The organism is Maribellus mangrovi, assembly GCF_037646455.1.
Classification (GTDB): Bacteria; Bacteroidota; Bacteroidia; order Bacteroidales; family Prolixibacteraceae; genus Draconibacterium; species Draconibacterium mangrovi_A.
Genome location: NZ_JBBIXN010000003.1, coordinates 442,055 through 457,857, shown reverse-complemented (window position 1 = coordinate 457,857; position 15,803 = coordinate 442,055). Strand labels below are relative to the sequence as shown.

Sequence of the window (15,803 nt, the reverse complement as noted above, 5' to 3'; positions counted from 1 at the left end):
AATGGCAGATAAAGCACTTGAAATAATTGACCTTCTTGATGAATTAAGAAATAACAATTTATATGTTCATAATGATGAGTTAATTGGGGTTTCATTTAATAATGAAGCCTTAAAGGATAGACCTGTTTATATTGTTGAAACATTGGCAACGATAAATGCATTGGTAAAAAAAGGCACGATGATGCTCTATGGTGGTCACGGAGGAGGAAAAACTACTTTGTCAAAATATTTAGGTCAGATGTTTCTTGGCAAAACAAGTGATGAAATCGAACAAGCTATATTAAGAGGTCATCCACAACTTACAGAAGAAAAGATTTTAGGTTCGTTGAACCTTGAACAACTGATGGGGCAAAAAAAGATTAGGGATGGAAATATTGAAGTTCAATGGAATGATTTTGTTAAATCACAATGGAAAATAATTGATGAAGTAAACAGGCTAAGTCCTTACGCTCAAAACATTTTACTTTCATTGCTAGCAGAAGGAATTGTGAAATATCAAAATCAAAGTTACCCTGTGGGAAATTTCACAGTGTTTGCAACAATGAACCCCCCAGACGAAGGAAACTTTAATTTGCCGATGCCATTTATGGATAGGTTTGCTCTAGCATTACCTGTTACTATGCCCGATTATTTAAGTATGCAAACCATTGGGAAAAAAGATAAGCTTAACAATAAATCAACTTTTGATTTTAAGCTACACAACAGTGATTTGGATTCAATTCAGGATAATATTCAAGATTCAATTGAATATGAGCCTGAAGCCGAGGAATTTATTAATAATATTATCGCAGACTACAGACTTTGTGTTAGGCTTAACAAAGAAGCGAGCGAAGATTTAACCGTTGACAATGGATTATGCACTAACGGAGGAGAATGTCGCTATTTTGTAGAAGGTCAGATATGTCATAAAACAAGAAATCCATTAAGTGTACGGGTTAAGGAAGATTTATATAGATATGGTCGTGCTTTTGCTTGGTTGCTTGGTTACGAAAAAGTATCGTCAATACATATTAAAACGATAGCTCCCTATTTAATATGGCATAGGTCTAATCTAAGCAAGAAATTTTTGAAAGAAAATATTAAAAGCAAATTTGAGGATAAAGATTTTTCTGTAAACTCTGAACTAGAAGGTACAAAAGCAATTATTAATCAAATTCATTCTCGCTTTAAAAACAGGTATGAAAATTTTATACAATCATTTAATAATGCTTTGAAATCGAAACTTTCTGCTGCAGAATTTACAGAATTGATAAGCAAGTCGACTGAGGTTGAAGATGATTTATTGATTACAATGGAGCTTCTTCCTGAATTACAAAAGCTCGAAGAGTATTATGAAAAAATGTTTGATTACAAAAATATGATTGATGATACGGATGACATTACCAAGCTAAATGAAATTAGTTCGTTTTTAAAACGAGAATATAAGATTCGTAACCGCCAATTGCTTGCAAACAAGGTTGAAAATAAAATCAGAAGATTAAAGGCTGAAAAATATCCTAGAATAAAAATTGAGATAAAAATTGAAGAAGCTACTAAAATATTAGAATCAGATTTCTTGAAGCCATTATTTTCTCCAGTATATGGTGATGATTTGAACTTTGAATACTCGATTGGAAGGAAAATTGCATTATCAAAATCATCTCATGAATTCATATTGGAAACTAAGCCAACAAGAGTAAAACTATTTTGCTTCTATCAAGGTCCCGAAAATAGTATTAAAAAGGAGCTTCTTAAAATTGGAACAGAAACTGTCTAAATATCTGAAAATTGCAGAAGAAGCAATATTTGAAGTTTTTCAAAAAGAGTATTTTGGATTACTAGCTCTTCCAATGCCCAAAGTTAAATTTTTAACCAAAGATGAAGAGAATTATAGAAGTGGAGAATATTATATAAGCGTAGGTAGCAATTGGCAAATACATTTGAATTTTGGAGACCTTCCCGAAAGAACTAAGGAGTTTAAAGATGAAGTAAAAGTTCTGACTCGTCACGAAATAGAACATTACCAGACTTGCCCTTATGATGTTATTGGTCAATTTAGGATGATTAAAAAGATTTTAGACACTAATAAAACCCACAAAAACAGTTTATCTGAAAACAGCATATCACATTTAGCAGGAAGTATTGCAAATCAAATTGCAGATATAATAATTGATACAAAAAATTTCATTAAACATCCAAAAGAAACATTAACAAGTGAAATAAATTGGATAAAAAAAGGAAGTGGAGATTCATTTCAAAGTGCATCGAGAAATGGGAAACTAATGTTTTTATTAAAGGAAACTTTATGGAAAAATAATCTCGAGCTTAATGAATCAGATATTGACTTAAAAGAAAAAATTCAAAAGCTGGCAAGTGAGTTTGAAAAGACCGGGATTACCAATTCAGAATCTTTTCTTGATAAAACAGAAAAATATACTAACCTATTATTGGATTTAATAGAACTCGACAAGAATGATTTTGAACAACAACAACCAGGGAATGGGAATTCACAATCACAAGAAAATAGTGAATTAGGTGATATTGACTCACAATCCCAATGTATAAGCGATGCAATCCCTAGCAAAGACGATACTAACGATGGTGGGCAATTAGTTTTTCAAGACCCAGAGAAAATTGAAAGTGCAATTAACCAACTAGCACAGGAAACTTCAATAGACGAATTTGAATCAATACTCAATATCGCTGGAATTAAATTCAATGATAAGAAGGAGAAAAAGAAAATTTGGTTTGAGCAAAATAATATAGATGCAATACCAATTATTTCAAAAAAGTCGAAAGGCTCAAAGAATGATATGGCATATCCATCAACTTGGAAGATTGGCGACCCAATTGAGGATTTAGATATGCTATTATCATTACAGACTTCTCCAAAAATATTGCCCGGTATCACTACAAAAAAATGGGAACAACAATACTCTCCTGAGCCTTTGGATGAAAAAAATAATTCAGATTTACTTTTGGTAGTAGATACTTCTGGTAGTATGGGTGATGAATCAATTGCAGGTTCAAGAATACACGAAGCCTATCTTGCCTGTTTTGGTTTTATAAAATTCTTTGAAGAGAAAAAAGGAAAGATTGCCCTTGTTAATTTCTCTTCAAGACCAATAGTTTGTGAGTGGACAAAGGATTATAATAAAATCAAAGATACGCTCCTGATTAATCAGGGTAGTTCAACAAATTTCCCTACGCATACTCTTGATAGATTAACTGAATTTAAAAAAGAAGGTTCGGTAGTAGTTATTATAACTGATGGAGATATTCCGAATTGGCAAACTACACTTACTTTACTAGCAGAATTATGCAATCTTGATAATGATGTGTTCTTATTCCTAATGGATAACAAAAATGCAGTAGATAAATATTCTGAATTAAGAAATGTTGGTGGATTTGTTGAATTTGCATCTACAGTAAATGATATTAGAAATGTAGTATTTAATCAAATAGAAATATGATGAGAGCCAGGTTATTATAAACTTCCATTTGTAATATCCATCTCTCCTGTTTGAGTATTAATCCTCAATTCTAAATGTTCCTGATAATCATTATGACTTTATGTTTTCAATAATGTGTAGCTTTGAATTTGATAATACTTGATAAAAGTGTTTCGTTAGCAATGTTAAAAGACATTTTTAATAAATCTAAACAAATTCTTAAGAGCTTGCCCGTTTTTGTAATCGAATTTATTTCATTACTACGAATAAGTGCATTTGGGTGTTTAAAAGAAAGCGTCAAAATTAATTAAATACTGTTGTACTAGAATGCTTGTCCTTACCCCAAAATAGTTCAATAAAAAGGTTTTAGTAGAATTTAGAGAAACATTAGGAAAATATTTGTAATGAAATAATAAACAAGAATCAATGAATTTTGGAATATTTAAATGGTTTAATGAGGAGAAAGGTTTTGGTGTTATAATTTCTGCAAATAAATTCAAGCAGGAAATCTTTTTACATATATCAAACTGGAATAAATCAGATAGTATTCACGAAAGGTTCCAACGAGAATTGCTTGAGTTCAATACTGCCACTCAAAGAAATAAGCTTAGCGCAATTAATTGTGGTTATTTTAAATATGATGAAGAGAAAAGTTGGGAGGAATTATTTAGTTTATTACCAGATGATTATAATATTAGGGTTGATTATAAAAGCTATAATGTATTAGAGTTAGCATTATCTCAAGTCCCACCAGACTTTAATTCTGATATCATTATACATGCAGTGAAAAACAAATTGGTAGATGTTCATGATGATAAGTCATTGCGAAATAATATTCTTTATTCGTTTTTAAGTAAACAAATCAATGAAAGTATTAAATCGTTAATAAACAGGCAGATATGTGAAAGGCTTCAAAAGTTAGATGGGGATATTCAAATTCAAATTTGGATAGGTGGTGCAATAGAAAGTTACGAACCAACCCTTGAAAACTTTAAAAGCAATTTAGACATAATTTCTTCATTAAAAGTTGTAAAAAGAATAAAAGAGGAGTCAAATCGGAATTTAATTTTGATTGCTTGTTTAAAGAAAATAGAAGGACGTTTTAACTATTCTTGGTTTTGTGAGTTTGCTGAAATTCTTGAATCGATTAGCTGTTCAAGGTTTAAAGAGAAAGTATTAATGGACTTGAATCGATTAGCAAAAACATCATACAAAAAGTATCTATTAGAGTTTGTGAGAAATCAAGTTGTTAATTTTGAGGAGCCTGCGAATAAAATTCAAAGTATAATAAGTGAACACCCTGACTTTATAACGAAAGAAATTGTAGAGGACTTAAATAAAGAATTGATTGATTTGATTTTAATAAGTCTTAATGTAAATGATTTGTCAAAGTTATGGTTAAAAGGGATTATTGATGATGTGTCAATTCAAATTACTGAGAATATAGAAGCATTGAACGATAGACAATGTGAAAATTTATTAAGGCATGAAAGTTTTCCAAAACCTATAAAACATCTGATTCTTGAATCTTGGTTTAATAAGAGAGAGTACAAATTCGTGCTAAAAAATTGTAAGGAGAGTTGTTCTGACTTTTATGCGGAATTTGACAAAAAAATATTTGAGGAACATACCGATGACGAGTATTATGAACTATGGAAAGAAAAATTGGGAATAAGAGTTCCAGAGGAATTTTTGTTATCATATATTGGTGAAGAGTCTTTTAGAAGTAGTGAAATTGATTATTGGATAGAAGATGAAATAATCTCAGAAACTGAGATCGCTAATTTACTGCTGAAAAAACTTGATAGTTATAAAACAATCAATAATCGAAATGATTTTAATTCTTTAATGGTTTTAGTTGAGAAATTTATAGAACTTAACCAGAACAATGCCGATCAACTTGTAGCATTAGAAAATGAATTCATTAATTTGATTTTATGGCATATTGGAGCTCGAGAAGAATTGAACCTCGAATTAATCAGAAGAAAGTTCATTTTTTTCTCTCCAGAAGAACAAGTGCGTATTTTTAAAAGACTATTCTATTTAAAACATATTGGGCAAATAGATTTTTCGTTTGATTATATCGAAAAGCTTGTAAGGGCAGATATAGATCTGTATTTAACAAATGAGCAATTTGGGAATGACTTTGTTCTTGATATTTCGACACATATAATCATTGAGGCAATAAGTAGCTTTATAAAGAAAGGTAGTTTTGAATTCGAAAGTGATCTGATTTTAAAAGACTTGAAGCGAAACAGTAAAAAGAAATTTCTAGTTGAAAATTATTTTGATAAATGCGAAGGTCGAATGTTGGCTCACTGGAACTGGAATACTGAAGGGAAGGTGAAGCAAATTTCATTCCCAGGAGATAGCTTAAAATTTTATTATGCCATTGAATTTCAAGCAGCTTTTGAAAGAGAAGGTAAAAGTTATTATGGGGGAGTATATACTTTTCATGAAAAGAATCCCAATTTCGAGCATCTTAAAAATGAAGTAAAGAAATTACCTCACAGGAAATGGAATCCAGATAAGAACCATTGGGGAGTTCCTTCTAAATTCAAAAATGAAGTATATGAATTCGCACGAATGAATAGATTTTTTGTTGAATTGGATGATAGGAAGCATTACACCAATAATGTCCATCTGGTAGAATACTCTAGATATATGGATGGTGAGCCCAATGTTCCAAAAGGTATTCAATTTTGCGAAGGAAGGAAAGCTAAAAAGAAACATCAACAATTTAATAGAGAATTTTGGTGGTGTACAAACCAAGAGTGTTTTGAGAATTGTTCAGAAAATCATTTGAATTTAAAAATTAAAATTGACAAAGACTCAGAGCGTCAAGTCTGGGAGTACTATACTCTTTTAGATATATTAAAAATCCTTGAGATTAATGTTGATGAAACAAAGACAAACCCTATTGATTACATCCCCGATGGACATTATTATAAATTGCTAGGACATATCAACGCATTCAACAGGTTACTGAGGAAGTTATATTGTGAGGAATGTGGAGAGCTGTTATATCCAACTCAAACATCACATTTTGCTTTATATAGAGATACTCGTTTTCATTGTGAAAATGAAAAGTGTGAGAGTTACAAAAAGACGATTTACCTTAATCATTGCCTAAATGGTGAGTGTACTAACATTATTGATAGTAGAGTTTCCAAACAATGTGAGAATGGACTATACATATGCGATAATTGCGGAACATGCTGTTCAAATGATATGTTTAAAAGAAGGTTGGACAGTCTTAATCTTACTGGTGGATATGCTCATCAAGCTTTAATTGATAATGTGAAAAATAAAAATGGCCATCTTGAAAAGAAAGAATATTATTGCTTCAAGTGTCAAAATATGGTTACCGAAATATCTGACACTCTTTTTAGATGTGAAAAATGTAATGTGCAATACGATTTAGATAAGTTTAAGTGGTTAGAAAGGAGATGGACAATGAAATATGCAAGAAGAGCAGACTATCCAATAAGGACCGTTACCAATGATGATGGTGATTAACCTTGATGTTATATTTGCAGACATCGCTGGTTTAAATACCAATCAATCCCAAATTCATTTTTTAACACCACCAGACCAACGGTATAAATTCCGTTAGATTGACTTTGAGAGCTGCACGAATCATACCGTGTAGCTTCAGAGAGTTTGTACGATTTTTTGCTTAGCGACTGAACTTTCTCAACAATTTTAGCATGAGGATAATTGTAGAGGGAAGAAATGAAGTTCCATAGTTCATTCATTTTGGTTTCAGCTTGTTTTTTGTCACCGAAAACATCAATCACAAATCCATTCAGTTCCAAATCAGCGAATAACAAGTAGTGATTTTTATTGGTCTGAATGATGGAATTTTTTGGTAGTTCAGTTTCGTTGGAATAGTTGATTACATTATCAACAAAAATGGTTTTGCCCCTTATTCTATTTAATATTTCATCTTGAGGGAAATATTCTGATTTTATAAGATGCTGATTTCCTTCAATAACAGCCTCAATCCCATTTACTTTTAAGTTGTGTCGTGCAGCTCTCAGTTTTCGTTTATACTCACGGTTAACATTCAATTTTTCATTTACCACAATTCCTGTTACAGTTTGGCGAGTATGTTTAGAAAGAACACGGTATTTTTTATAGTTCAGTTTAAAACCGTACTTCTCAAGAATACTGGTTAATTCGTCTTTGAAATTTACATCAGGTTTAAGATCCCCAGAGAAAGTCAAATCGTCGGCAAAACGGGTATACTCATAGCCATTACTAATTGCGAATTTGTTTAATTCATCGTCTATTGATAAACAAACAAGATTTGAAATTGCTGGTGATGTCGGAGCACCAGTAGGCAGCCAATTCTTTTGTATGCACAATAATGCTATTGCTGAAGCCAGGTTGTCGTTGAAGTTGAATGGTTCATTCAGAAACACTTCCTTCACCATCTTTCCAGTAACTGATGGAAAAAACCGAAATACATCAGCATTGATTACATAATCTTTCCCAACATGATGAGATGCATTTGAAAGGATGGAGCGTTTATCTTTCGAATTCGTTGGGCTTTTAATAAAACCGTGAACACACTCAGGTTTATGAAAGTAATAAACAGCTTGTAAAAAGTCGTTTAGTCGTCTTTGTATCTGTTTTAGTTCATAATTTGGTTCAACTACTATTCGCTTTTTCCCTTTATGTATGGAAGTAAATGTGGTGTATTTTTGATTTTTCGTATACTTCCATAAATCAGCAATTGTTATGTCAAGAAGATGACATAACTCCATTGGTTCATAAATGGATAGAAATTGATTTCTCAATCTCTCAAATTGCGATATGGTAAACTTTCTACTCATATTTAAATAAAAAACTGCTGCCCAACTATCTCTTTCAATCGTATTGCGAAGAATGAGTCAATACGCATTTCCTTTAAATTACCTACAGACAGCGAAACGCCATCCAACAGTGCTGATTGTTATATGCACTCATAGTCTTTCGGGCAGCAGTTTAAAAAGGTGTATCGTTATCAGTGTTGTTCCCTGTTTGATTATTAAATCTATTGCTAAAATTGAACTGGCTATTCTCTTTTATTTCTTCGAACCGAGGGATTTGGTTGTTGAATTTGAATGTTAATTCGCCAGTTCTACCGTGTTTGTTCTTTTTTACTAATATTTCGGCAATTCCTATAAGGCTGTTTCCACATTCATCTTCCGTAATTCCATAAACTTCTGGTCTGTGAATCATGAATATGGTATCACAAAAATCTTCTAATGCGCCAGATTCACGAATGTCGCTAAGGTATGGTTGTTTTCCCTCTCTACGGTCAACAGACCTGCTCAGTGAAGATCCAAGAAAAAATACTACTTGGTTTTGTACCGCAATCTTTTTTATTTCTCTCGTAATGAAACCAAGCTGCTGGTCACGATTCCTGAATGTCTCATCGGTTTGCAATCCTTGAATCTTATCGAGATAGAAAAACTTGATGTCTTTCTCTTTGATTAACCACATAATTTCCTCACGCAAATCTTCCCAGGATGATTGTGAAAACAATATTAAATTGTCCTTGCTTAAATAAATATCGCTATATGGAAATTTGGGAGAGCCAAATTTCTCAATAACGTTACTTATTGAAATACCTGTCGTTGTCGCGATTAGTTTGTGAAGAAGCTTTTCTTCACTTTCTTCATTGGAAATATATGCTTGAGGTAATCCATTTGACTGCCAAATGTCGTGATACAAAAACAATAAAAACATAGTGCGACCAACTGCAGGACGAGAACCTACTAATACAACTTGTCCAGGACTAAATTCAATACTTAGTTTTGAAAACTCCCCGATACCTGTATGATAACTCTTTGTAGTGAAGGAGTCTCTGCTTTTTATCAAGTCGTTTATGCTTTTGTATTCGCTCATGTCTGGTTTTTTTAGATGCATTTAAAGGTAGTAAACGAATTATATAATCTGGGATTGAATTATTAACACCAAGCATAAACCACTGATTTGCAGGAACTAGTTTTTATCAACAGGTCCCTGTGCCACTTCCCTATATGCTTTCATAAATTTAAGCCAGAATTGCTGGGATAAGTTTTAAGAGCTTTTCTGATTTTTAATAACTACATGTACTCTTTTTTCTTTTGAATTAAACCTGCAACACCCCACATGTGCCTAGCGAGAAAATTCATTTTATCTTGAGGTTGGTTTTATTTATGTCAAAACTGGCAATAATAGATTCTTCATCGCAAGACGTTTTTTTGTCGACTATAATTCAATTTTAAAAATCGTAAATTCGCAACTCTAACATTTCAATAGATGCACATCACCAATTTTCAACATTTTCTAAATGAAGAAGGCAATATCTCAACAGACATACCAAAGGAAGCCAGAGAACTTGCCAATTTTCTTGCATTGTTAATTGATGATGCAAGCACAGGTGATTATGAAGCTGAACCTACAATAAGGTGTATTGAAAAAGGATGTGAGGGATTAATTGTGCCTACCTGGATTCAAGAAGGTGATGAAATCTACTGGATTTGCATTAAGTGTAAAACCAAAGGTTATATAACCGATTGGCGTGGAACCAAATGGGATAATAGCTCTGAAATCTGATTTAAATGATTCTACAAGTTTGTCAATTGCCTGAGCTGTCCCAATAAATACCCCCTTATTTCAGTATCTTCCTCATGCAATAACCGTTTACTTATTTCAATGTATTTCTCCTTAATATTTTGAAATATTTCTGATTTTTCAAATTCCAAAAGCCATTCCGAAAAGTCAGCTAACTCCTTCTGTTCCGATGAATAATGGAAATACTGTACAAACTCAGCAGTCGAAACATTTGAATATTCATATTTTTCGATTGGGATTATTTCCCTACCAAAATATTTGTCAAAAAGATAAGAGTTGGAAAAGTAGATTTCAATTGCTTTTTGTTCCGCATCTTTTAGTTTGCCATTTTTAAACAAGATAAGAGTCCATTCAAATAAAAATTCAGGGAATCCAGCATCGTCAGAAAAGTTCTTTTTAAACCATCTCATATAAACAAGTCCACCTTTATAATCTCCAATTTTTACAAAAAGTTGAGGAGGTATATATCGCATTCCTCTGCTATCATCATAACACCCAAACTTCCTTTTTTCGTCTGCCAGTGCTGCACGGATCTTCTTGATTTTTATTTGAATTCTTTCGATTTGCTTTGGTGTCATATTGTTCACGTTGTTCTTTTTTTAGAAAGTACTGTATTCATCTTTGTTATTGACCAAAGATAATACCTGGAATTATGAGAATTAAGCCTCGGAGGAGGATATTTTGCTCTTAATCCTTAGGTTAGCAGATATTAGTGTTATAACGGTTTTCATATTAATAACGATTAAACATGTCAAAATAATGATAAGGGGATTGGTATTTTTGATTCTATTATTACCTGTAAACGCAATATCTCAAACATGTAATCAAGAATTTGAGAATCTTGATGTCGAAAAATTTATGGCGGACATTGATACTATTAAGTTGGAAATAGATAGTACTTTCTACTATATCAATGCGACATATAAGATTCTTAAAAAAGAAGTAGGTATGTTCGGTTTGAAGAAAACAATACAAATTAATCGAAGTGTATTTTTGCCTTTTCTAATATTCATTTGTTTGTATTTATTATGGCTGGGTGGTAGAAATGCTTAGCTATCTCTTTGAGATTATGAAGTTAACCCGAATCTAAGTTGTATTTCATTTTTATTGGATAATGTTAGGATAAATAAGGAAGAAACTGTTAGAAAGAAATAAGGAGATAACGTAATCACGAAATTACCTTTGCCTCTATAATTAAAAAGCCACCTAAATCTCCTTTTACAGTAATACCTGTCGGTTTATTAAAAGTAAGGATTGCGAAAAGATTATGAGTCAATTCGTGTTTAAATATGGAAATGTATGAGTCTCCAGTCATAAAGTTTAGATTGAATAAAAATGACGAAACGAAAAGCGCCCAGAAGTGCAATTGGTTTGCAAAAGCGTAGCTGAAGTTCAGCCATACAGACCATAATTCTGATGAGTAGGGCAGGATCGATTTATAAAAATGATATACTCCCAAAATACCTCAAGAGCAGAATTGTAAAGCTTTTTTCTGAACTACTATTTTGTCAATATTGACAAAATTTTTTATCGGTTATTTAATTGCTAATATTCCCGGCAATCGCTACTTTTAGCAGTCGAAAATCAACGGACTACTGTCTCTTTAACTATTTTTCTAATAATTAACCAGTTAAAATGTAGCTCTGCATTTTTGTGATTTTAATAAATAGTAACTAATGGAAGAAATTCGAACACCCAACATAATTGCTTTTCTGAAATCTGATGCACGAAATAAACTTGTAATTTTTCGTGAAGAGCTTAGTTCCATTTTGCCAGTCGATGTTGGTACTGAATTATCATTAGCCTTAAAAGATATACTTGATGACAAAAGGTTGTCGATGAAAGCCAAACTTTTGATAGAAAAGTTATTCAACAAATCAGTTATTAATCACCCGGAATTTGGAAATATTTTAGCGTTGAAAAACATTAATATACTTTTTGAGCCGGAACTGAAGATAGATTTTGCCAACCTGCTTGACCAGTATTCAAAGACAAATCCACTGTTTCTCTTTTGGGAAGGTGATATAAGAAATAAAAACCTATACTTTTTAACTGAGCAAGGTCTAAAAACAAACATCAAAAACATAAGCCATATTGTAGTATGAAATACAATGAACTAATCCAATTTGAACCTATTACCGAGGTTGTAAAGTTCAGCCGAACTTCAGAAACTGATTATCAGGAATCACTGGTTAAAACCTTTGTTTTTTCTGAAACTTTTAAGAATGTTCTTATCCCATTGATGGTAAGAAATCTGGATTTTAATAGTTCTGGTGAAACATTCGGGTTACATGTTGTCGGAAATTACGGTACTGGTAAATCGCACCTAATGTCGTTGGTGTCGTTAATTGCTGAAAACGCTGACTTACTTAACTTGGTTGCTGAAGATAAACCCAAACAAGAACTAAAAAAGATTGCAGGTAACTTTAAAGTTCTTCGATTTGAATTAGGTAACACCGAAAGCTTATGGGAGGTGGTTACTTTTCAAATAGAAAACTATTTAGAAGAAATAGGCGTAGAGTTTTCATTTGAAGGACATGGCCCCAAGACTTATTTCAATAAACTTCAGTTAATGATGGCTGAGTTTGAAGATAAATTCCCAGATAAAGGTTTTATGGTGGTGATTGATGAGATGCTTGCCTATCTAAAAGGGCGTAGTGCATCTGATAAGCTAAACCAGGATTTACAGGTACTTCAGGCATTGGGGCAGGCATGTGATTCTTCCAAATTCAAATTTATTTTTGGTGTTCAGGAAATGATTTACCGTTCACCAGAATTTCAGTTTGCAGCCGAAATGTTGCAGAAGGTGAATGACAGATACAAAGACATCATTATTACAAAAGAAGATGTTGCATTTATTGTAAAAAACAGGCTATTACGAAAAGACGAGCATCAAAAACAAAAGATTAAAGTCCATCTCGACCCGTTTTTAAGTTTGTTTACTGATATGCATGGGCGTACTCAAGACTATGTAGAATTGTTCCCGGTACATCCGACATACTTCGAGAACTTTGAAAAAATTAGAATTGGTAAGAGCCAGCGTGAGATATTAAAAACCTTATCAAATCAGTTTGAGGAAATATTAGAATTAAATGTACCAACTGATAACCCTGGACTTTTAACCTACGATAGGTATTGGAACGACATTCAGAAAAATCAGGATTTAATGGCTATTCCTGATGTTCGGAAAGTAAAAGAAATTACCGACACCATCACCGATAAAATTGATTCGTACTTCAATGGTGTTCGAACAAATAAAAAAGGAATAGCCCAGCGCATAGCCAATGCCTGTGCAATTAAAATACTTCAACAGGAGTTAAATAAGCAACATGGTACCAATACTGAACACTTGGTTGACGATTTGTGTTTAACCGATGCATTGGCTGATGACAGAGAGTTTTTAATAGATATTATGGACTCTACTGCTCAGCAATTAATTTCGGCTACGGCTGGGCAATATTTCGATAAAGACCCAAACAACAATGAATATCACTTAAGAATAGAGGGCGGCATAAACTTCGACCAAAAGATTAAAGATTATGCCCTCACAATGTCTCCGTCTCAGAAAGATGATGCTTTCTATAAGTTCCTACGAGTTAACCTACCATTAGAGCAAGATAGTTACCGTACTGGTTTTAACATTTGGAGCCATACACTCGATTGGAAATCGCATAAAACGTTTCGAGATGGTTATATCTTTTTTGGTAATCCAAACGAAAAATCTACTACACACCCACGGCAGCATTTCTACATGTACTTTATGCCGATTTTCGATGAGGAAAAAAAGAGGCGTAACCACGATGAAGATGAAGTATATTTTGTTTTTGATGATATTTCTGATGAGTTTAAAGATGCTGTTTCTTTATATGGTGCAGCTCTGGCATTAGAAGTTCGTTCTGATTCATCGCAGAAAGCCATTTATCGTCAAAAGATTGGTGATTTAAATACAAAAGCAAGAGCATTATTCGATGCCGAATATGTTCAGGTTACCAAAGTTGATTATCAAGGTAAAGAATTGCCTTTAGGTGGTTACCCATTACCGGGTGCTGGTTCAACAAAAGAACAAATATTTTCAGATGTAGCATCGTTGGTATTTGACGAATGGTTTGAACAGGAAGGCCCGGAATATCCCAAATTCAGCCAACTTAGTAACTTCTTATCGAAAGACAATTTCGATAGAATGATAAAGCAGGCATTTGTGAAAATTATTACACCTGAGCAACCTAACCGTGATGGTGAAGGGATATTAAATGGTTTAGGCTTGTGGGTTCCTGGTATGCTCGATTACAGCCATTCTCCCTATGCCAAAAGTGTAATTCAACAATTAAAAGAGAAGGGCGAAGGGAAAGTACTGAATCGTGACGACATAATCGAATATGTTGACAGAAGTGATAATGTTTGGCTGTCGAAAGATTTCGGTATTGAAGCCGATTTGGAATTTGTGGTAATGGCAACGTTAGCCGCATTAGGTGAGATTGAAATAACACTCAATTCCGGTAAATCCATTAATTCAACAAACCTGAAAGAACTGCGAGATTTAGCTAAAGAAGATTTCTATACATTCACTCATATTAAACCACCAAAAGGTTTAAACGAAGCTGCACTCAAAACCATGTTTGTTGGTTTATTGGGGCGTGATTTAAGCAAACAGTTAAAAGATGCTTCTACATATACCAGTTTGGTAAGTGCCGCAAACGATTGGGCAAAAAGAACAGTAATCGCAAAAAGTAAGATACAAGAAGGTTTGGTGTATAAAGGCATTGAAATCATTACGAAAGGTGAGGCCATTCACTACCGGGCACAATTTGATAGACTCTCTGGTTTTTGCGATAAACTAGCCAATTTTAATACGGAAGCCAAAATGAAAAACTTCCAATATTCCATTGAGGATATTAATAAAATATTGGAAGCAAAACCGCTGGTAGAACAGGTAGAAAGTCAGTTAGAAGAAATTGATTCGTTTAAGGAAGATATATCCTATTTACAGCAGTGCCATCAGTATGTTACCGATGTTTCGTTTAAAGAGGAAATTAAAGATACTATTAATCATTTGGCAACTGTTTTAACTGACGATAACAAATCAAAAAAAGATGCCTATAAGTTAAAGTTGTCAAGGTTGAAAGAGCAATATGCCGATTGGTACTTGAAATTGTATTTGCAGCACCGCATAAGTGAAACTGACAATACGAAAAAAATCGCCTTGCTGGATTCTGATAAAAAAGCAATTTGCGACATTTTAAAAGATGCAGATTTCCTATCGTCAGGGCAATATATACACTGGCATAGTAAAGTGAATAAGTTGCAACCAGCAGATGGTAGTGTAAATAAATCGTTGATTTTGGTAGCACCTTATCAGGATTTTAATCCTTTGGATTATGCCGGCACTGAAACGATTTCGGTTGATGAGTTAAAAACTGAATTAAGTGAACTGTTGCAACAGTGGGAAGAAACACTGCTTGATATGCTTGACGACCCAATGGCTAAAAAGAATATGAAATTGATGTCGGATGCTGATAACCTGTTGCTTGATAATTTTAAAACAGGAAAAATACAATTGGCTAAAGACAATGCACTTCCTATTCGAAATGCCATTATGAAGTTGCACAAAGGGCTTGAAAAAGTGGAATTAACCATTGATGCATTAAAGGCAACATTTAATAAACCACTTACACCTGATGATGCAATAGCTGCCTTTAAAAAGTACATTGATGGTGTAGCCAGCGGTAAAGAACGAAATAAAATTAGAATTATACTGAAATAGAA

The 15,803-nt window shown here is 33.0% G+C and carries 9 protein-coding genes; 6 read left to right on the top strand and 3 right to left on the bottom strand.

Annotation, left to right across the window (positions count from 1 at the left end):
- Window position 1: 1 nt before the first annotated feature.
- The 3 genes from WFY05_RS14795 to WFY05_RS14785 all read left to right on the top strand — a co-directional run bounded on the left by WFY05_RS14795 (window position 2) and on the right by WFY05_RS14785 (window position 6,950).
- On the top strand, window positions 2-1,756 hold the full coding sequence (locus WFY05_RS14795) for an AAA family ATPase (RefSeq protein ID WP_340113670.1): 1,755 nt from the start codon (window positions 2-4) through the stop codon (window positions 1,754-1,756).
- The gene (locus tag WFY05_RS14790; protein WP_340113669.1) at window positions 1,737-3,452 is read left to right on the top strand and encodes a vWA domain-containing protein; all 1,716 of its coding nucleotides are present in this window, start codon (window positions 1,737-1,739) and stop codon (window positions 3,450-3,452) included. The genes WFY05_RS14795 and WFY05_RS14790 overlap by 20 nt, the downstream gene beginning before the upstream one ends.
- 405 nt (window positions 3,453-3,857) lie before the next feature.
- Window positions 3,858-6,950 (top strand): cold shock domain-containing protein, encoded by a 3,093-nt coding sequence (locus WFY05_RS14785; protein WP_340113668.1) that lies wholly within the window; start codon window positions 3,858-3,860, stop codon window positions 6,948-6,950.
- Between the two features lie 8 nt (window positions 6,951-6,958).
- Here WFY05_RS14785 and WFY05_RS14780 read toward each other — a convergent pair whose 3' ends face one another.
- Entirely contained in the window at window positions 6,959-8,272 is a 1,314-nt protein-coding gene (locus WFY05_RS14780) for a reverse transcriptase family protein (protein WP_340113667.1), read from the bottom strand.
- A gap of 151 nt (window positions 8,273-8,423) precedes the next feature.
- Window positions 8,424-9,329: a DnaB-like helicase C-terminal domain-containing protein gene (locus WFY05_RS14775; protein ID WP_340113666.1), complete on the bottom strand. Its 906-nt coding sequence runs from the start codon at window positions 9,327-9,329 to the stop codon at window positions 8,424-8,426.
- Between the two features lie 396 nt (window positions 9,330-9,725).
- Here WFY05_RS14775 and WFY05_RS14770 point away from each other — a divergent pair, with 396 nt between their 5' ends.
- Entirely contained in the window at window positions 9,726-10,022 is a 297-nt protein-coding gene (locus WFY05_RS14770) for a hypothetical protein (RefSeq protein WP_340113665.1), read from the top strand.
- 11 nt (window positions 10,023-10,033) lie between these two features.
- On the opposite strand, the gene WFY05_RS14765 is transcribed toward WFY05_RS14770, so the two are convergent.
- The gene (locus tag WFY05_RS14765) at window positions 10,034-10,627 is read right to left on the bottom strand and encodes a hypothetical protein (protein ID WP_340113664.1); all 594 of its coding nucleotides are present in this window, start codon (window positions 10,625-10,627) and stop codon (window positions 10,034-10,036) included.
- 1,089 nt (window positions 10,628-11,716) lie between these two features.
- Between WFY05_RS14765 and WFY05_RS14760 the strand changes: the two genes are divergently transcribed.
- Entirely contained in the window at window positions 11,717-12,145 is a 429-nt protein-coding gene (locus WFY05_RS14760; protein ID WP_340113663.1) for a hypothetical protein, read from the top strand.
- Window positions 12,142-15,801: a DUF6079 family protein gene (locus tag WFY05_RS14755; RefSeq protein ID WP_340113662.1), complete on the top strand. Its 3,660-nt coding sequence runs from the start codon at window positions 12,142-12,144 to the stop codon at window positions 15,799-15,801. The genes WFY05_RS14760 and WFY05_RS14755 overlap by 4 nt, the downstream gene beginning before the upstream one ends.
- The last annotated feature ends 2 nt before the right edge of the window (window positions 15,802-15,803 follow it).

Coding starts and splice junctions, on each gene's coding strand:
- WFY05_RS14795 (WP_340113670.1), top strand. CDS start 2: ATGGCAGATAAAGCACTTGAAATAATTGACCTTCTTGATGAATTAAGA.
- WFY05_RS14785 (WP_340113668.1), top strand. CDS start 3,858: ATGAATTTTGGAATATTTAAATGGTTTAATGAGGAGAAAGGTTTTGGT.
- WFY05_RS14780 (WP_340113667.1), bottom strand. CDS start 8,272: ATGAGTAGAAAGTTTACCATATCGCAATTTGAGAGATTGAGAAATCAA.
- WFY05_RS14775 (WP_340113666.1), bottom strand. CDS start 9,329: ATGAGCGAATACAAAAGCATAAACGACTTGATAAAAAGCAGAGACTCC.
- WFY05_RS14770 (WP_340113665.1), top strand. CDS start 9,726: ATGCACATCACCAATTTTCAACATTTTCTAAATGAAGAAGGCAATATC.
- WFY05_RS14760 (WP_340113663.1), top strand. CDS start 11,717: ATGGAAGAAATTCGAACACCCAACATAATTGCTTTTCTGAAATCTGAT.
- WFY05_RS14755 (WP_340113662.1), top strand. CDS start 12,142: ATGAAATACAATGAACTAATCCAATTTGAACCTATTACCGAGGTTGTA.